Source organism: Nocardia sp. NPDC019395 (genome assembly GCF_040632335.1).
GTDB lineage: Bacteria > Actinomycetota > Actinomycetes > Mycobacteriales > Mycobacteriaceae > Nocardia.
Window position 1 is genome coordinate 1 of record NZ_JBEYBT010000036.1, and the last position, 17930, is coordinate 17930.

13 protein-coding genes and 1 rRNA gene are annotated in these 17930 nt (G+C 67.0%); 6 read left to right on the plus strand and 8 right to left on the minus strand.

Annotated elements, in window-relative coordinates:
• Nucleotides 1–252: 252 nt before the first annotated feature.
• Together glgP and ABZ827_RS31035 are read right to left on the minus strand one after the other, a co-directional pair.
• Nucleotides 253–2793 carry an alpha-glucan family phosphorylase gene (gene glgP / locus ABZ827_RS31030; protein WP_357244567.1) on the minus strand — a complete coding sequence of 847 codons (2541 nt, stop codon included), beginning with the start codon at nucleotides 2791–2793 and terminating at the stop codon, nucleotides 253–255.
• A gap of 221 nt (nucleotides 2794–3014) precedes the next feature.
• Nucleotides 3015–3560: a TetR/AcrR family transcriptional regulator gene (locus tag ABZ827_RS31035; protein WP_357244569.1), complete on the minus strand. Its 546-nt coding sequence runs from the start codon at nucleotides 3558–3560 to the stop codon at nucleotides 3015–3017.
• Between the two features lie 190 nt (nucleotides 3561–3750).
• Between ABZ827_RS31035 and ABZ827_RS31040 the strand changes: the two genes are divergently transcribed.
• The 4 genes from ABZ827_RS31040 (at nucleotide 3751) to glgB (ending at nucleotide 11626) form a co-directional block, all read left to right on the plus strand.
• A complete protein-coding gene (locus tag ABZ827_RS31040) occupies nucleotides 3751–4971 on the plus strand; it encodes a cytochrome P450 (protein WP_357244572.1) in 1221 nt (406 codons plus the stop codon).
• A gap of 364 nt (nucleotides 4972–5335) precedes the next feature.
• Nucleotides 5336–6991 (plus strand): ABC-F family ATP-binding cassette domain-containing protein, encoded by a 1656-nt coding sequence (locus ABZ827_RS31045; protein ID WP_357244599.1) that lies wholly within the window; start codon nucleotides 5336–5338, stop codon nucleotides 6989–6991.
• 455 nt (nucleotides 6992–7446) lie between these two features.
• Complete coding sequence (locus ABZ827_RS31050; RefSeq protein WP_357244575.1) at nucleotides 7447–9450, plus strand: alpha-1,4-glucan--maltose-1-phosphate maltosyltransferase; 2004 nt, start codon at nucleotides 7447–7449, stop codon at nucleotides 9448–9450.
• Between the two features lie 7 nt (nucleotides 9451–9457).
• Nucleotides 9458–11626 carry a 1,4-alpha-glucan branching protein GlgB gene (gene glgB / locus ABZ827_RS31055; RefSeq protein ID WP_357244578.1) on the plus strand — a complete coding sequence of 723 codons (2169 nt, stop codon included), beginning with the start codon at nucleotides 9458–9460 and terminating at the stop codon, nucleotides 11624–11626.
• Here glgB and ABZ827_RS31060 read toward each other — a convergent pair.
• From ABZ827_RS31060 to ABZ827_RS31070, 3 genes are all read right to left on the minus strand, one after another.
• A complete protein-coding gene (locus ABZ827_RS31060) occupies nucleotides 11620–12471 on the minus strand; it encodes a tetratricopeptide repeat protein (protein WP_357244602.1) in 852 nt (283 codons plus the stop codon). The genes glgB and ABZ827_RS31060 overlap by 7 nt on opposite strands.
• 61 nt (nucleotides 12472–12532) lie before the next feature.
• Complete coding sequence (locus tag ABZ827_RS31065; RefSeq protein WP_357244581.1) at nucleotides 12533–12901, minus strand: DUF3817 domain-containing protein; 369 nt, start codon at nucleotides 12899–12901, stop codon at nucleotides 12533–12535.
• 69 nt (nucleotides 12902–12970) lie between these two features.
• A complete protein-coding gene (locus ABZ827_RS31070) occupies nucleotides 12971–14149 on the minus strand; it encodes an acetyl-CoA C-acetyltransferase (protein ID WP_357244584.1) in 1179 nt (392 codons plus the stop codon).
• A 388-nt stretch (nucleotides 14150–14537) separates the two neighbouring features.
• On the opposite strand from ABZ827_RS31070, the gene mce reads away from it, so the two are divergent.
• Both mce and ABZ827_RS31080 read left to right on the plus strand, forming a co-directional pair.
• Nucleotides 14538–15011, plus strand: a complete 474-nt coding sequence (gene mce / locus ABZ827_RS31075) for a methylmalonyl-CoA epimerase (RefSeq protein WP_357244587.1) — start codon at nucleotides 14538–14540, stop codon at nucleotides 15009–15011.
• 86 nt (nucleotides 15012–15097) lie between these two features.
• The gene (locus ABZ827_RS31080; protein ID WP_357244590.1) at nucleotides 15098–16111 is read left to right on the plus strand and encodes a hypothetical protein; all 1014 of its coding nucleotides are present in this window, start codon (nucleotides 15098–15100) and stop codon (nucleotides 16109–16111) included.
• Nucleotides 16112–16394: 283 nt separating this feature from the next.
• Here ABZ827_RS31080 and ABZ827_RS31085 read toward each other — a convergent pair whose 3' ends face one another.
• The 3 genes from ABZ827_RS31085 to rrf all read right to left on the minus strand — a co-directional run.
• Nucleotides 16395–16697 carry an ATP/GTP-binding protein gene (locus tag ABZ827_RS31085; RefSeq protein WP_357244593.1) on the minus strand — a complete coding sequence of 101 codons (303 nt, stop codon included), beginning with the start codon at nucleotides 16695–16697 and terminating at the stop codon, nucleotides 16395–16397.
• A gap of 10 nt (nucleotides 16698–16707) precedes the next feature.
• On the minus strand, nucleotides 16708–17394 hold the full coding sequence (nucS, locus tag ABZ827_RS31090) for an endonuclease NucS (protein WP_357244596.1): 687 nt from the start codon (nucleotides 17392–17394) through the stop codon (nucleotides 16708–16710).
• Nucleotides 17395–17839: 445 nt separating this feature from the next.
• Nucleotides 17840–17930, minus strand: a 5S ribosomal RNA gene (rrf, locus tag ABZ827_RS31095); the annotation flags it as partial.

Consider the following 17930-nt stretch of genomic DNA (forward strand, 5'->3'; position numbering starts at 1 on the left):
CTGGAGCGACAGAGCGAAGGAGCGCAGCGACTGAGCGCCGGAGTGAAGAACCGGGCTACCCGGGGCCCCGCCCTCGAGCCGCGGAGCGGCTCCAATAACACAGCCCGCCCCTTCACGGATCGCCTACGCCAAGAGCGCGGTTACCTTCACAGACGGTCCACGTAGAGGAACGTGGTTACATCTACGTCGAGAGCGAGCGGCCAACAGCGCCCCGACCCCGCGACGACGAAGGCGGCACCGTAGGCACCTCCCTCACGCGTTCGCGACCAAGCCCAGCTCGGTACTCGATGCCAGCGTTTCGTGCGCCGGCAGCACCCGCACCGTGTACCCCACCGCCCCCGACAGCGGCACCGGCGTTTCGACAGTGAACAACTCGATTCCCGTTTCCGGGTTCTCGCGCCCGGCCGCCGCCATCGTGACCGTCCGGATATCGGAGAGGTCGTCCTCGGGCGAAACCCGGCCCAGCACCGCCTGTACCAGCACGTCCCGCGGTTGGAGACCGGCCAGATCCACTCGCGCGGTGAGCGACAGCGGCGCGCCCAGTACCGGCGTATCGGGCAGGCCGGTCGAGTCCACCTGCACCACCCGCACCCCGGGCCAGGCCTGCGCCACCCGGTTCCGGTAGTCCGCGGCTTCCCGCGCATCTCGCAGATCCGCGTCGGTGGCCCGCCGGCCCGCGGCGGCGGCCGGTGCGTAGTACCGCTGGGCGTAGTCGCGCACCATACGGTCCGCCTGCACCTTCGGCCCGAGGGTGTACAGCGTGTGCCGGACCATCTCGAGCCAGCGCTGCGGTAGCCCGCGCGTATCGCGGTCGTAGAACCGGGGTGCGACCGTCCGCTCCATCAGCTCGTAGAGCGCGGTGGCTTCCAGATCGTCGCGCCGGTCGTCGTCGGTGACTCCGTCCGCCGTCGGGATGGCCCAGCCGTTCTCCCCGTCGAACATCTCGTCCCACCACCCGTCGCGAATGGACAGATTGAGGCCGCCGTTGAGCGCCGATTTCATCCCGGAGGTCCCGCACGCCTCCAGGGGTCGTAACGGATTGTTCAGCCACACATCACAACCCCAGTACAGATATCGGGCCATGGACATGTCGTAGTCGGGTAGGAAAACGATGCGGTGCCGTACCTCCGGGTCGTCGGCGAACCGCACCACCTGCTGGATGAGCGCTTTGCCACCTTCGTCGGCCGGATGACTCTTTCCCGCCACCACCAACTGCACGGGGCGGTCCGGGTCCAGCAGCAGATCGCGTAGTCGTCGCGGCTCACGCAGCATCAGCGTCAGCCGCTTGTAGGTGGGAACCCTGCGCGCGAAACCGACGGTCAGCACATCCGGGTCGAAAACCGAATCCACCCAGTTCAATTCGGCCTCGGCGGCCCCGCGTTGTAACCACGATACGCGCAACCGCCGGCGCACCTCCTCGACAAGCGTCGCGCGCAGGGTGTTGCGGATATTCCACAACCGCTCCGGATCCAGATCGCGCAGCGTCTCCCAGTCACCCGGGCCGCCGGTGGTGTCCAGCACCTCGCCCCACTCTCGTGCGGCCCAGGTGGGGGCGTGGACACCGTTGGTCACCGATCCGATCGGCACCTCCGCGGCATCGAATCCCGGCCACAGCGGGTTGAACATGCTCCGGCTGACGGCACCGTGCAGTCGCGACACACCGTTGGCGCGCTGAGCGAGCCGTAACCCCATATGCGCCATATTGAACACCGACGGGTCGGCTTCCCGGCCCAGCGCGACAATCCGGTCGACACCGATACCGGGCAGCAGCGGAGAGTCCGATTCACCCGCTGCGCCGCCGAAATACCTGTGTATCAGCGATACCGGGAATCGGTCGATACCGGCGGGCACCGGGGTGTGCGTGGTAAATACCGTCGCGGCCCGCACCGCGGCCAGTGCCGTATCGAAATCGTGCCCGGCGGAAAGATATTCGCGAATCCGTTCCAGGCCGAGGAAACCCGCGTGCCCCTCGTTCATATGGAAAACGTCCGGATCCGGGAGCCCGGCGGCCGCGGTATAGGCCCGTACCGCGCGCACCCCACCGACCCCGGCGAGGATCTCCTGTTCGATCCGGTGGTCCTGATCGCCGCCGTAGAGCCGGTCGGTGACGGCCCGCAGGTCCGGGTCGTTACCCGCGATATCCGAATCCAGCAGCAGCAGCGGCACCCGCCCCACCTGTGCGATCCACACCCGCGCGGACAGCACCCGCCGATCCGGCATCGCCACATGCACCAGAACCGGCGAACCGTCCACGGCCAGCAGCCGCAGCGGCAACCCCTGCGGGTCCAGCGCGGGATAGCGCTCGGCCTGCCATCCGTCGGCGGTCAGCGACTGCCGGAAATACCCGGACCGGTAGAGCAGCCCCACCGCGATCAACGGCACACCGAGATCGGAGGCCGCCTTCAGATGGTCCCCGGCCAGGATCCCGAGACCACCGGAATAGTTCGGCAGCACCTCGGTGACCCCGAATTCCATCGAAAAGTACGCGACCCCCCGCACCCCGAGATCGGCGCCGGGCCGATCCAGGTAAGCCCGCAGATCGGCAGCCACGGAATCCAGCCGCGCGCAAAACTCGGGGTCGTCCGCGAGCTCGGCCATCCGGGCGGGCGGCACCTCCCCCAGCATCCGCACGGGATCGTGCCCGATCTCGGCCCACCGCCGCGGGTCCAGCGCGGCGAACAGGTCCTGCGTCGGACCATGCCACGACCAGCGCAGATTGGTCGACAATTCACCCAGCGCGGCCAGACGCTCCGGCAAATGGGCGCGGACGGTGAACCGACGCAGTGCCTTCATGCTGTGTTTATAGCGCCGCCTGCACCGGCGCGGGTTTCGGCCCCCCTCGGTCCGTGCTTTCGGTCTCGAGACTCGCGGCTCGCCGCATGCGTTTCTCGCCTGCACCACAGACGGCGATCAGGTCTCTGTAGTCGACCAGGATCTAGGTAATTCTGCGTACGGGGTGGTGTCGAGGCTGTTTCTATGGAAGTGAGACAGAGATCTACGGTGAATGGCCTGCCTCACGAGTTGAATGCCGGTGCGACGTAGCTGCGGATCATGCGCTGTTCGACGTCGTTGTCCGGGAGGGGCCAATGTGCGAAGGACATGACTACACGCACGATCCATTGCGCCGCGTGTGGGTCGTGATCGGTGATTCCGGTGAGGTCCGCGGCGAGTCGGCTGAGCAGTGGTGAGGTGTGCATCCGGCCGAGTTCCTGTGTGCGTGGGTCGAGCATCATCGGTCGTAGCGGGTTGGCGCGGATCTGTTCGAGTGCCACGGTGATGGCGGTGACGACTCGTTCGGCGCCGCTGAGTCCGTCGACGGCGTCCCGGACGGTGTCGACGATGCCGGAGGACAGGCGCATCAGTACGGCATCGCGGATCTGAGCTTTGCCACCGGCGTAGCGGTAGATGGTGGCTCGCGAGCAGTGCACCCGTGCGGCCAGGGTATCGATATCGAAGGCATCCAGGCCGCGACTGACGATGAGGTCGGTGGCTGCCGCGTAGATTCGCTCGGCCGCGGCCGCACGGCGACTCTGCCCGACCACCCAGTCGTCACGAACCATCCGCGTCCACCTCCGTGAATCAGATTCTGCACGACTTCTCAGATCTGAGACGTCATCTCCATATTGTTCCAGCATTTTCGCAGGTGGTCACCACGCCGGTGAGACGACCGTGTGGCAGTGCACGACGGTCGGATCGCAGCTTTGCCGCAGGTCGTTGACGTAGTTCCCGCTGTCCACGCACCGTTGGGCTATGACTCCGCTCGATGGTGGCCTCGGTCTCGCGCTGTTCGACGACCACAACATCCAAGATCCGTACCCGCTCTACGAGCGGATGCATCGGGCCGGACCCGTCCATCGGATCGGTGACTCGGATTTCTATGCGGTGAGCGGTTGGGACGCGGTCCACGAGGCGGTCACCCGATGTGACGATTTCTCCTCCAACCTGACCGCGACGATGATGTACCGCCCGGGAGACGGCGTGACCGCGTTCCGGATCGGTGAGCTCGGCGGTGCCACGCAGGCGCTGGCGACCGCTGACGAGCCGAGCCATACAGTGCACCGCAAGGCACTGCTGCCCCACTTGGTAGCCAAACGCATCAACGCTGTCGAACCCCTCATCGCCCGGACCGCTGAGCACCTGTGGAAGCTCGATGCCGATGACGGCGGCATCGAATGGATGGCGGCGATGGCCGACAAACTCCCGATGATGATCGTCGCGCGGATCATCGGCGTGCCCGTTGCCGATATCGGCAAACTGAGCCGATGGGGGTACTCCGCGACCCAGCTGGTCGAAGGGCTGGTCACCGAAGACCAACTGGAGGCCGCGGGTGCCGCGGTGATGGAACTGGCCGGCTACATCGACGGACAGTTCCGGCAGGCGGCCGCCGACCCGCGCGAGGATCTCCTGGGCGATCTCGCAACAGCGTGTGCCACTGGGGAACTGGCCGAGACCGCGGCGTTGACCATGATGATCACCCTGTTCAGCGCGGGTGGAGAATCCACGGCCTCGCTCATCGGTACCGCGGCGTGGATTCTCGCGACCCGCCCCGGTATCCAGCGGCGAGTCCGGGAAGATCCCGAGCTCCTCGGTATCTTCCTCGAAGAGGTGCTGCGTTACGAGCCACCGTTCCGGGGTCACTATCGACACGTCGTCGACGACACGGAACTGTGCGGGGTGCACCTCAGGGCAGGCTCGCGACTGTTCTTGTTGTGGGGCGCGGCCAACCGGGATCCGTCGCATTTCGACGATCCCGCCGAATTCCGGCTCGACCGGGCAGCGGCGAAGAATCACCTCAGTTTCGGTCGAGGGCCACACTTCTGCGTCGGCGCCGCCCTGGCCAGACTCGAAGCCCGCATCGTGATCGGCCACCTTCTCGAACGCACCACCACTGTTCGAGCGACCGCCACCGGACGGTGGCTGCCGAGCCTGCTCGTCAGACGTCTGAGCCACCTGCACCTGAGCATCGGATGAACGGCCGGACACCGAGCAACCCGCAGTCAGCTGGACGACGACGCAGGGGGGCCGCAGCCCCCGCGCGTCGGCGCACCGAGAAAAGCACCGTGTGCGAAATCTCGTTGTCACGGCTGGACGGCTTCGTTAATGTTCCGGTCGTGTTTGCAGGTTCTGTGTCGATGAAGCCCTGGTCGCGCCGCTGACGGCGGCGATCGGAATTCCGACGATTCTCTGAAGCCGCCGTCCGAGCAGTCGTGCCGGGCGGCGATCTGTGCTGTCCCGGCTCCCTTCCTCGAGCTGCGGAGCTTCGATGTCTACTTCTCGTACTTTTTCCGGTTCTCACACGGCCCACAGCGGCCTGCCTTCTGCCGATCACCGGCACATAGAACCTCCGTCCACGGATCGGCTGCCGGCCGGCGCGCACGCGCATATCCGCGCGACCTCGATCCACGTGACCCTCGGTTCGCGGCCGGTTCTGGCGGATGTCTCCGTCACCGTGTCCGCTCGTTCCCGGCTCGCCGTCGTCGGCGAGAACGGGCGCGGTAAGACCACGCTGTTGCAGGTCTTGGCGGGCCTGCGCCGACCCGACAGCGGCACCGTCGGCCGCATCGGCACGGTCGGTGTCGCGCAGCAGGCCCTGCCGTTCCGCGAGGGCACGACCGTGGGCACTCTCGTCACCGAATCCATCGAGCCGTCGGTGCGGGCCTTGCGGGACCTCGATTCCGCGACCCGTTCGCTCGCCGACGGCGTATCCGGAGCCGACGACGCCTACGCCGCCGCGTTGGACGCGGCCACCCGGCTCGACGCCTGGGATGCCGAACGCCGGGTCGATATCGCGCTGGCGACCCTCGGGGCGTGTACCGACAGAGAACGCCCCCTGGAGACGCTCTCTGTGGGGCAACGCTATCGAGTCCGGCTCGCGTGCCTGCTCGGAGCGACCCAGGACATCCTGCTCCTGGACGAGCCGACCAATCACCTCGACCGGGACGGACTGGACTTCCTCACCCGGCGGTTGCATTCCCGGGCTGGTGGACTGGCGGTCGTCAGTCACGACCGTGCGCTGCTGCGTGAGGTCGCCGACGAGTTCCTCGATCTGGATCCGAGCCGGGACGGCCGGCCACAGATCTTCGCGGGCGGGTACGCCGGTTGGCAGGAGGGCCGGCGCCGGGCCCGCGAACAGTGGGAGAACGACCACGCGGACCAGCTGGCCGAGCACGCCCGCCTGCGGGAAGCTGTCGCACACGCCCGCGACCGGCTCGAGACCGGTTGGCGCCCGGACAAGGGTCACGGTAAGCATCAGCGGCAGTCCCGGACGCCGGGCCTCGTACAAGCACTCAACCGGCGCCGGGCGGATCTCGACGCACACGCCGTCACCGTGCCGGAACCGCCCCTGCGGCTGCGTTTTCCCGAGCTCGCCGTCCGGCGCGGCACCCCACTGCTGCGCTGTGATGACATCACGGTGGCGGGTCGGCTGGACGCCCCCGTCACGCTCGCCCTGGACGCCGGCCAACGCCTCGTGGTCACCGGGCACAACGGTGCCGGCAAATCCACACTGCTGACGGTGCTGGCCGGTGAACTCGAGCCGTCCACCGGCAGCGTCCACCACCACGACACCGCCCGGATCGTCCGCATCGACCAGGAGATACCGGCCTGGGATCCGGAGCCGACCGCGCAGGAACTCTACGACCGTCACGTGCGCGGTCTCGCCTTGCACAGCGATATCGCTCCGGTACCGCTGGCGTCGATAGGCCTGCTGGAGAAGGCGTCGCACCGGACACCGGTCGGGAAACTGTCCCAGGGCCAGCAGCGCCGCCTGCATCTAGCCCTCCGACTGGCCACCCGCCCCACGGTGCTCCTCTGCGACGAACCCACGAACCACCTGTCGATATCACTCGTCGACGACCTCACCGCCGCCCTGTCGGACACCCCGGCAACCGTCGTCGTCGCCACCCACGACCGCCAGCTGCTCGCCGACCTGTCCCACTGGCCCCACCTCCCCCTCCCCTCCGGCCCCAGAGGCGACGATGAGCACCCCTGATCACCGGCACGCCCAAAGGACCTCACGGTTGGATCGGCCTCCCGCCCACCGAACTACCGCCTGCTCGGCCCGGTCCAAATGTGTTGTGGTGCCCGTTCCACACCGACCCCTTCCTACGTGCGATCAGCCTTTGCGGGTGGGGCCCGCCCGGTTCTGGAGCGACAGAGCGAAGGAGCGCAGCGACTGAGCGCCGGAGTGAAGAACCGGGTTAATAGGGCCCCGCCCTCGAGGCGCGGAGCGCCTCCAAAAACACAGCCCGCCCCTTCACGGATGGTTTACATCGAAAGCGGAGTCACCTTCGCATATGGTCTACGCCGAGCGCGGAGTCGCCTCCACGGATGATCTACGTCCGGAGCGGGGCCAACAGCGCCCCCACCCCCACGCCCGGAGGCGGCGCCATAGAAACAGCCACCCCGACCACGCGACGCCGAAGACGGCGCCAATAATGTTGCTGGATGACCGGCCGCATCGCGATCGATGACACCGCCCCGCATATCCCCGGAGGATATCCGGCGAAGGCGGTGGTCGGAGAGGTGTTCCCCGTGCGCGCCGTGGTGTGGCGGGACGGTCACGGGCTGGTCGGCGCGACCCTGGCGATACGCGCGCCCGGGGCATCGCGGTCCACCCGGGTCCAGATGACCCCCGACTACCAGCCCGATGTGTTCAACGGGATCTTCACCCCCAGTGCGCCCGGCCTGTGGCACTACCGCGTCGAGGGCTGGGCCGATTCCATCGCGACGTGGCGGTCCGCTGTGGAAGCGAAACTGGCGGTCGGGCAGAGCGCGGTCGATCTCGCCAACGATCTGGAGGCCGGCGCCCGGTTGTTCGACCGGGCGGCGCAGGCTGTCGGTAAGAAACAGTTCGAGCGGCTGCGCGCGGTGGCGGCGGCTCTGCGCGGGGCCGAACCGCTGCCCGCGCGGGTCGCTCCGGCGTTCACCGATGAAGTCGCGGAGATCCTGCGGGCCGACCCGCTGCGGGATCTGGTCACCCGTGGCCGGCAGTTCTCGGTTCTGGTCGAACGTACCCGCGCCCTGACCGGCGCGTGGTACGAGTTCTTCCCCCGTTCGACCGGTGGTCGCGATACCGCCGGCGATCCGGTGCACGGCACCTTCGCCACCGCGGCCGCCGATCTGCCGCGGATCGCGGCGATGGGGTTCGATGTCGCCTATCTGCCACCGATCCATCCGATCGGCCGGGTGAATCGCAAGGGCCGCAACAACGCGCTCACCGCCGGTCCCGGCGAGGTCGGCTCACCGTGGGCGATCGGGTCGGCCGAGGGCGGGCACGACGCGTTCCATCCGCAGCTCGGTACCGAGGCCGATTTCTCGGCGTTCGTCCGCGCCGCGGCCGAGCTCGGCCTCGAGGTCGCCTTGGATCTGGCCCTCCAGTGCGCGCCCGACCACCCGTGGGTCACCGCCCATCCCGAATGGTTCACGACCCTGCCGGACGGCACGATCGCCTACGCCGAGAACCCGCCGAAGAAATACCAGGACATCTACCCGCTCGATTTCGACAACGACCCCGACGGCCTGTACGCCGAGGTGCTACGGGTGGTGCGGTATTGGATCGGGTTGGGCGTGAAGATCTTCCGTGTCGACAACCCGCACACCAAACCCGCCGATTTCTGGGAATGGCTGATCACCGCCGTCCGCCGCACCGACCCCGACGTGGTACTGCTGTCAGAGGCGTTCACCTATCCGGCCCGCCTGTACGGTCTGGCCCGGCGGGGTTTCAGCCAGTCCTACACCTACTTCACCTGGCGCACCCATAAGCACGAACTGATCGAGTTCGGCAGCGAACTCGCCGCCAAAGCCGACGAGGCGCGACCCAACCTGTTCGTGAACACCCCGGATATCCTGCACGAAAGCCTCCAGCACGGCGGCCCGGGCATGTTCGCCGTGCGCGCCGCGCTCGCCGCCACCCTCGCCCCGAGCTGGGGCGTCTATTCCGGTTACGAACTGTACGAACACCAGCCAGTGCGCCCCGGCAGCGAGGAGTATCTGGATTCGGAGAAGTACGAGCTGCGCCCCCGTCCGTTCGCCGAGGCCCGCGCCCGCGGCGAATCGCTGGAACCCTGGCTGACCCGGCTCAACGAGATCCGCCGCCGCCATCCGGCGCTGCGGCAGCTGCGCTGTCTGCATTTCCATCACATCGACAACGACAATCTGCTGGCGTATTCGAAGATCGACCCCGCGACCGGTGATGCCGTCCTGGTCGTACTGAATCTCAATCCGTTCACCGCCGAACAGGGCATGCTCTCGCTGGATATGCCCGCCATCGGCCGCGAATGGCACGACCACCCGGTCGTCCACGACGAGATAAGCGGCGAGCAGTACCACTGGGCCCAGACCAACTACATCCGGCTCGACCCGGCCCGCGCGGTCGCCCATATCATCGCCTTGCCCCCGGTTCCGCATCACGCCCGCGCCGGACTGGCCTACCGGCGGTCCTTCGGATGAGGTCACGGTGAATCGGCGGGATCTGCTGCTGCTGGCCGCGGGCAACCACCCCGACCCGCATACGGTTCTCGGCGCCCACCCCGGTCCGGACGGCACGGTCGTCCGGGTGCTGCGGCCGGAAGCGGAATCGGTCTCGATCCTGGTCGGTGGCACACAGCACCGGCTGGAGTCCCTGGGTCACGGAGTTTTCGCCGCCGCCCTCCCGTACCCCGAACTGCTGGATTACCGCGTCGTCACCACCTACCCGCATCATCCGGCCACCGTTCTCGCGGACGGCTACCGCAACCTGCCGACTCTCGGCGAGCTCGATCTGCATCTGATCGGCGAAGGCCGCCATCAGCGGTTGTGGGAGGTACTCGGCGCGCATCCGCGGCGCTACCCAGGGCTGGACGGCGAGGTCACCGGGGTGTCGTTCGCGGTATGGGCCCCGAACGCCCGCGGTGTCACGGTGTTCGGCGATTTCGACCATTGGCAGGGCGGCACCTGGCCGATGCGCGCGCTCGGACAGTCCGGTGTGTGGGAGGTTTTCGTACCCGGCGCCGCGCCCGGTGACCGATACAAGTATCGCGTGCACGGCGCCGACGGCCGCGTCGCCGACCACGCGGACCCGCTCGCTTTCGCCACCGAACTCCCGCCCGCCACCGCTTCTGTCGTCGCCGAGAGCACCCATCACTGGACCGACCAGCGCTGGCTCACCACCCGATCCCACACCGACCCGGCCCGGGCACCGATGAGTGTCTTCGAGGTCCATCTCGCATCCTGGCAGCCGGGCCTCTCCTACCGAGAGCTGGCCGACCGGCTCAGCGACTATGTGCGCCGCCTCGGTTTCACCCACGTGGAACTCCTGCCCATCGCCGAGCACCCTTTCGGTGGTTCGTGGGGGTATCAGGTCACCTCCTACTATGCCCCGACCGCGCGGTTCGGCAGCCCCGACGATTTCCGCGCCTTCGTCGACCGCCTGCACGCCGACGGCATCGGCGTCATCCTCGACTGGGTGCCGGCACATTTCCCCCGCGACGCCTGGGCGCTGGCCCGCTTCGACGGCACCCCGCTCTACGAGCACCCGGATCCCCGCCGCGGCGAGCAACCTGCGTGGGGCACCTATGTTTTCGACTACGGCCGCCCGGAGGTCCGCAATTTCCTGGTCGCCAACGCCCGTTATTGGATCGAGGAGTTCCATATCGACGGTCTGCGGGTCGATGCGGTCGCCGCCATGCTGTATCTGGACTACGGCCGGCCCGCCGGCGGCTGGGAGCCGAATATCCACGGTGGTCGCGAAAATCTGGAGGCGGTCGCTTTCCTCACCGAATTGAACGACAGCCTGCACGGTTCGTATCCGGGTGTGCTGACCGTCGCCGAGGAATCCACCACCTGGCCCGGTGTCACCCGGGCCACCGAGGTGGGCGGTCTGGGTTTCGGCATGAAATGGAATATGGGCTGGATGCACGACACGCTGGGCTATCTGGGCCGCGATCCGGTACACCGCATCTGGCACCACAACGAGATCACCTTCTCGCTCATGTACGCGTGGAGCGAGAACTACCTGCTACCCATCAGCCACGACGAAGTCGTGCACGGGAAGGGGACGCTGTGGACCCGGATGCCCGGCGACGAATTCGCCAAAGCCGGGGGTGTGCGGGCGCTACTCGCCTATATGTGGGCCCACCCCGGTAAACAACTGCTGTTCATGGGCCAGGAGTTCGGCCACTTCCGCGAGTGGTGGCACGACCACAGCCTCGACTGGCACGAGCTGGACAATCCGCTGCACCGCGGGATCCAGCTACTGGTCGCCGACCTCAACAATGTCTACCGCGCGCAGCCGGCGCTGTGGAGCCAGGACACCACGCCCGGCGGCCACTCCTGGATCACCAGTGACGACCGGGAGTCCAATGTGCTGGCGTTCCTGCGGCATGCCTCCGACGGCAGCACCGTGGCCTGCGTCTGCAACTTCTCCGGTAGCACCTACGCCGACTACCGGATAGGCCTGCCCCAGGCGGGTGACTGGTTCGAGATCCTGAACACCGACGCGCTCGAATACGGCGGAACCGGCGCGGGAAACCTCGGCGTGGTCCACGCCGAACCCACCACCCTGCACGACCGGCCCGCATCCGCCGGGCTCACGCTGGGCCCGCTCAGCGTCATCTGGCTGACCCAGCGCCCCGGCGGGAGTCAGTAGAGGGCCGTCGCCAGTTTGCGGCGGGCCGCGACGACAAAAGGTTCGGCCTGATCGAACAACTCGAACAGTTCCACCAGCCGGGTACGCACGGTGGTGCGTTCGTCACCCGAGGTCCGGCTGATCAATCCGATCAGCCGATCGAACGCCGCCTCGGGACGCTGCTGGAACATCTCCACATCGGCGGCGTCCAGCGCGGCGGCGATATTCGCCGGATCCGCGTCGGCCGTCGCGATCGCCGTTTCCGGCAGCTCCTGGGCCCGCGCCAGGAACTTCACCTGACGCAGTGCCGCTTTGGCCTCGGTATTACCCGGTTCCTGGGACACGATCGATTCGTAGGCCGACTGCGCGCCCGCGAGGTCGCCCTGTTCGAGCAATGCCTCGGCGGCCGCGAAACGCGGGTCGACGGGCTGCTCGGCCGGTTCGGCGTCCGGGTCTCCTTCGAGCTTGCCCTCCACCGCCTGAACGACAGCGGCCAGCCATTGCCGGACCTGATCCTCGGGCTGCCCGCCCTGGAAATCGGCCAGCGGCTGACCACCCGCGACGGCGATCACGGTCGGAATGCCCTGCACGCCGAACGCCTGCGCGATCCGCATATTGCTCTCGGCTTCGACGGCGGCCAGATCCCAGGTGCCGTTCGCCTCGCCCACGAGCCGTTCCAGCAGCTGCACCAGCTCGATACTGCCGGGGCTGCGCTGTGAATACAGCGCCACCACGACAGGTACCTGGCTGGAGCGGCGCAGAACCTTGGCCTCGAAATCCGCCTCGGTGACCGTATGGTCGCCGACGTCGGCCCCCGCACCCGCGGGCGGCTGTTTCAGGGCGGACAGATCGACCGCCCCGGACATGGCGGCGGCTGCGGCTGGTGAAGGACGGCGAGATGCTGGTCGAGTCACAGGTTCCAGTCTGTCACGACGAGGCGGCGAGAGTCTTCGGGGACTCGGTGCCACCGGGCGCACCCGCTTCGGCGAATTTGCCGCTGCGCACGGCCCACACCTCGAACAGCACCGTGAAGAACGGCGGAATGCTGGACAGCAGTGCCAGCACGGTGGTCTTCCAGTTCCATTCGAACTCACGCGACGCCAGCAGCGCGACCAGCACGAACAGAATGAAGATGGTGCCGTGTACCGGACCGAAGATCTTCACGCCGATTTCGTTGCCCTCTTCGGGCAGGTACTTGAAGGCCATCCCGATCAGCAACCCCGCCCAGGAAATAGCCTCGAGCACGGCGAAGAAGCGGAACCGGCCGGCAGTGGTGCGCAGACCAAGAAAGTTCATGCGCACCATTGTGCCTCAGCCACTACACGCCGTCGTAGTCGAACCGGTCACACCGGTCATACCGGACGTTCAGACCTTGATGATCAGCGCATCGCCCTGACCGCCGCCACCGCAGAGCGCCGCCGCACCGACCCCACCACCGCGCCGCTTCAACTCCAGCGCCAGATGCAGCACGATCCGTGCGCCCGACATCCCGAGCGGATGCCCGACGGCGATGGCGCCACCGTTGACATTCACCTTCTCCGGGTCGATACCGAGCTTGCGGGTCGAGGCGATACCCACCGCCGCGAATGCCTCGTTGATCTCCACCAGATCCAGATCGGCCGGCGCGATGCCTTCCTTGGCGCACGCCTTCGCAATGGCATTCGCCGGCTGATCCTGCAGTGTCGAATCCGGCCCGGCCACCACACCGGCCGCACCGATCTCGGCGATCCAGCTCAACCCGAGCTCCTGCGCCTTGGCCTTGCTCATCACCACGACTGCCGCGGCGCCGTCGGAGATCTGCGAGGCCGACCCGGCCGTGATCGAGCCGTCCTTGCTGAACGAGGGACGCAACTTCGACAGCGACTCGGCGGTGGTGTCGGCGCGGATCCCCTCGTCCTGCCGGAACAGCACCGGGTCGCCTTTACGCTGCGGCACCTCGACCGGCACCACCTCGTCGTCGAACACCCCGTTCTTCCATGCGGCGGCGGCCCGCTGATGCGAGGCCGCGGCGAAAGCGTCCTGATCGGCCCGGGCAATCGGATCCTTGCCGTTGCGCTGCTCGGTGAGCGCGCCCATCGCCTGGTCGGTGAAGATATCGTGCAGGCCGTCGTAGGCCATATGGTCGCGCAGCGTCACATCGCCGTATTTGAAACCCTCCCGGCTCTTTTCGAGCATATGCGGGGCGCGGCTCATCGACTCCTGACCGCCGGCGACCACGATCTCGTGCTCCCCCGCCCGGATCAGCTGATCCGCAAGGGCGATGGCGTTGATACCGGACAGGCACACCTTGTTCAGGGTGAGCGCCGGGACATCCATCGGAATACCGCCGGCGACGGCGGCCTGCCGAGCCGGAATCTGCCCGGCCCCCGCGGTGAGCACCTGACCCATGATCACGTAGTCGACCTGGTCGCCGCGGACACCGCCCTTCTCCAACGCGGCGGCGATTGCGAAGCCACCGAGATCGGAGCCACTGAAACCCTTCAAACCGCCCAGCAGGCGGCCGATCGGAGTACGGGCACCGGACACGATCACGGAGTTGGTCACGACGAACCTCCTGTGTCTATGGCGCCGCCTCCGGCGGCGCGGGGTCGGGGCCCTATTAACCCCGGTCTTCACTCCCGCCGGTCGGTCGCTGCGCTCCCTCCCTCTGGTCGCTCCAGACCGGGGCGGGCCCCGACCAGCCATGTGATCGGTCCGGGAGATGGTTTCCACGTATCTCCCAGCGGTGCCGGAGCCCAGTTCGGTACAACAGCGACCTCGGCGCGTCGTGGACGCGCCGTGCGGACTACTTCACGGTAACCTGCGGGCGCACGAGAACCGAGCAGAGGTATGCCCGGATCACCCGCGAATATTTGAAGGCAGCTGCCCTCGATCGACCGCGTTCTGGGTGGGCACAGGCGAACGCGGCGCCGGAACGCGCTACGTTCGAAGGGTGAGCACCGCTACCCCGTCATCAGAATTCATCCCTGCCGACTACGTCGTCGCAGTCGATCACGTCGGCATCGCCGTACCCGACCTGGACGCGGCCGTGGCTTGGTACGCCGAGACTCTCGGCCTGGTCGAAACCCACCGGGAGGTCAACGAGGAACAGGGCGTCCAGGAGGCGATGCTGTCCGCCCCCGCCGCCGAGGACGATTCGACTGCTCTGCAGTTGCTGGCTCCGCTCGACGAAACGTCCACCATCGCCAAGTTCATCGACCGCAGCGGCCCCGGTCTGCAGCAACTGGCCTTCCGAGTCACCGATATCGACGCCGTTTCCGCATATCTGCGCGATCGCGGGATCCGTCTGCTGTACGAGGCGCCGCGTCGCGGAACCGCCGATTCCCGGATCAACTTCGTCCACCCGAAGGATGCTGGCGGTGTGCTGGTCGAGTTACTGGAACCAGATCCGAATGTTACGCACTAGTATCGTAATCGGACTGTAAGGAGTAGCTCCGATAACATTCCCGGTCGACTCACCATGCGCCGGTCTCAGGCTGTAGTTTGTTGGCCATGTCGTCACCCGAGTCCGATCGCAATCGCTTCGTTGCGCTGCCCTTCACCGTCGTGCGCAAGGGTTATGCGCAAGACGAGGTACGTAACTATTTCGACCGTTTCGATGCCGAGTTGCGGGTCACCGCCACCGACCGCGATGCCGCTGCCGCCCAGGCCCGCAACCTCGCCAGTCAGCTGGAGGATGCCCGCGACGAAATCGACGAGCTCCGTAAGGAAGTCGACCGGCTGTCCGTCCCGCCGACCACCGCGGAAGGGATGAGCGATCGTATCTCCCGGATGCTGCGACTGGCTTCCGACGAGGCGTCCGAAGTTCGTGCGCTCGCGCAGGCCGAGGCCGCGGAGATGGTGTCCATCGCCGAGCAGCAGGCCACGGAGATGCGCGGCAAGTACGAATCGCTGCTCGCCGAGACCAAAGAGAAGCGCGAAGCTCTCGAAATCGAGTACGAGCAGACCGTCGCCAACGCTCGTACCGAGTCCGCCAAGATCATCGAAGCCGCCCAGGCCGAGTCCGAACGCCTGGCCAAGGAGTCCGACGCCAAGCGCAAGGCGACGCAGCAGGACTTCGAGGTCACCATGGCCGAGCGGCGCACCAAGCTGACCCGCGCCATGGAGGAGCTCGAGGCCACCAGCCGCGCCGAGGCCGCACAGCGCATCAAGGACGCCACCGACGAGGCCAACCGCCTCATCACCTCCGCCACCCAGACCTCCGAGCGCAAGATCGCGCACGCCAAGGAACTGGCAGAGGAGATGCGGGTCCTGCGCGGCCGGGTCCTGGCCCAGCTGCTCGGCATCCGTGGCCAGCTCGATTCGGTACCCGCCATGCTCGCCGCCGTGAACCGCGAGAGCGAACTGCTCGACGGTGTCCCCGAACAGCCCCGTAAGTCCATCGGCAGTGGTCAGAACAAGTCGGTTTCCGGCTCGCGCCAGAAGGCGATCCCCGAGGTCGGCAACGAGGACGAGTCGGACGATATCGTCGAGGAAGATCGCGAGAACGCCGACATCAGCAACTGAGCTCGACCAGAGCTGCTGTCGGAACGTAAACGGCGACACGACAAATCACGCCGAAGGCCGCCCCCACGGGGGCGGCCTTCCTCATGTCCGGTGTGCTGCGGCGTCGCCTCGGGCGGCCCCCGAGTCGGGGCCTGTCAACCAGCTCTTCACTCGCGGCGGTCGGTCGCTGCGCGAACTCCGCTGGACGCTCCGGAAACGCACAGTGTTGGACGCCGCCGTCTGGCGTAGCGGGGGCCCTTGTTGACCACCGCTCTCGGCGTGGACCAGCTGTGAAGGGGTGTTGCTAGGACCAGCGACGGGTTATGCCTCGGGTGTTCCGGCCATTCCAGCAGCCACGATGCCAATGTCGGCGGTCTGTTTCGCCACTGCCGGCCGGCCACGCGACCACGTGCGCGATGCCCGGCATGATCTCGTGATCGCAGCCCGGGCATCGGTACCGCTTCACCGCCCGGGCACCGGGCACCGTCCGCACCACGTACTCGTCACCGTCGGGGCCCGTTTCGGTCCGGCGGTAGACATCGCCCAGTCCGGTGCCCAATTGTTGCGGCGCCCCGTAACGCTCGCTGCGCGGTTTCCGTCGTGGCATGTCTTCCAGTCTAGAAGAGCCGGAATTCGTTGCTCTCCGTCCCACGTAGAGCGTTGTAATCCAGCGTGAGGCACCGGATCCCGCGGTCCTCCGCAAGCGTCCGCGCCTGTGGTTTGATCTGCTGCGCCGCGAACACTCCGGCCACCGGCGTGAGCAGCGGGTCCCGGTTCAGCAACTCGAGGTAGCGGGTGAGCTGCTCGACCCCGTCGATCTCACCCCGCCGTTTGATCTCCACCGCGACCGTCTGCCCGTCCGCGTCCCGGCACAGCAGGTCCACGGGACCGATGGCGGTCATGTACTCCCGCCGGATCAAACTGAACCCGGTACCGAGGGTCTCCACATGCTCGGCCAGCAACTCCTGCAGATGCGCCTCCACCCCGTCCTTCACCAGACCGGGATCCACACCGAGCTCATGGCTGGAGTCGTGCTCGATCTCCTCGATACTGATCCGCAATTCCTCCCCCGCCTTGTTGCTCACCACCCAGAGCGCCTTCAACTGTTCCGCGGCGGCATCCGGCTCACGTTCCTCGACCCAGCACGGCGGACTCATCCAGTTCAACGGCTTGTACGACCCCCCATCGGAATGCACAAGCACCGACCCGTCCGCCTTGAGCATCAGCAGCCGGCGAGCCATCGGCAGATGAGCGGTCAACCGCCCCACATAGTCGACCTGGCAACGAGCAATCACGAGTCGCATCCGGCAGAGTCTAGGCCCTACCCGAGCACGATTCGGAACGGCGCCTCGCGGGGAACCCGGGCGAACAGACCGGAACAGCTCAGCGACGCCGGGTATAGGCGACGGTCATTCGATTTCGAATACGCTGTCCGACCCAGAAGTACGCACCCAGCGCACCACCGAACGTTAGTCCGAGCAGCACAACAACTGCGATCACTACCCTGACAACGGAGATGGCTGCGGCCGAGGGTCATAGCCGGACAGCCCGGCATATCCGCCATTGGGCGCCGCGGCGCCGAATCGTGGATCCCCGTACGGAATAACATTCGATGCCGGACCACAACGATGATCTCGACACGTTCTTGACCGCGGCCGAGGGTTGCTCCAGCGGTCGGGGTGGCCAGGGCCATCTACCTCGAAAAGCACTTCAGGGGCCCACGAATGTGGGCCCCTGAAGGGAATTATGTTCCGGCGGTGTCCTACTCTCCCACACCCTGTCGAGTGCAGTACCATCGGCGCTGGCAGGCTTAGCTTCCGGGTTCGGAATGGGACCGGGC

What these genes read in the sequence shown, in the direction of transcription:
- ABZ827_RS31065 (WP_357244581.1), bottom strand. Translation starts at nt 12,901, where the DNA reads ATGAACTTTCTTGGTCTGCGCACCACTGCCGGCCGGTTCCGCTTCTTC.
- ABZ827_RS31085 (WP_357244593.1), bottom strand. Translation starts at nt 16,697, where the DNA reads ATGCCACGACGGAAACCGCGCAGCGAGCGTTACGGGGCGCCGCAACAA.
- ABZ827_RS31050 (WP_357244575.1), top strand. Translation starts at nt 7,447, where the DNA reads ATGACCGGCCGCATCGCGATCGATGACACCGCCCCGCATATCCCCGGA.
- ABZ827_RS31040 (WP_357244572.1), top strand. Translation starts at nt 3,751, where the DNA reads ATGACTCCGCTCGATGGTGGCCTCGGTCTCGCGCTGTTCGACGACCAC.
- ABZ827_RS31035 (WP_357244569.1), bottom strand. Translation starts at nt 3,560, where the DNA reads ATGGTTCGTGACGACTGGGTGGTCGGGCAGAGTCGCCGTGCGGCCGCG.
- glgP (WP_357244567.1), bottom strand. Translation starts at nt 2,793, where the DNA reads ATGAAGGCACTGCGTCGGTTCACCGTCCGCGCCCATTTGCCGGAGCGT.
- ABZ827_RS31060 (WP_357244602.1), bottom strand. Translation starts at nt 12,471, where the DNA reads ATGTCCGGGGCGGTCGATCTGTCCGCCCTGAAACAGCCGCCCGCGGGT.
- ABZ827_RS31080 (WP_357244590.1), top strand. Translation starts at nt 15,098, where the DNA reads ATGTCGTCACCCGAGTCCGATCGCAATCGCTTCGTTGCGCTGCCCTTC.
- nucS (WP_357244596.1), bottom strand. Translation starts at nt 17,394, where the DNA reads ATGCGACTCGTGATTGCTCGTTGCCAGGTCGACTATGTGGGGCGGTTG.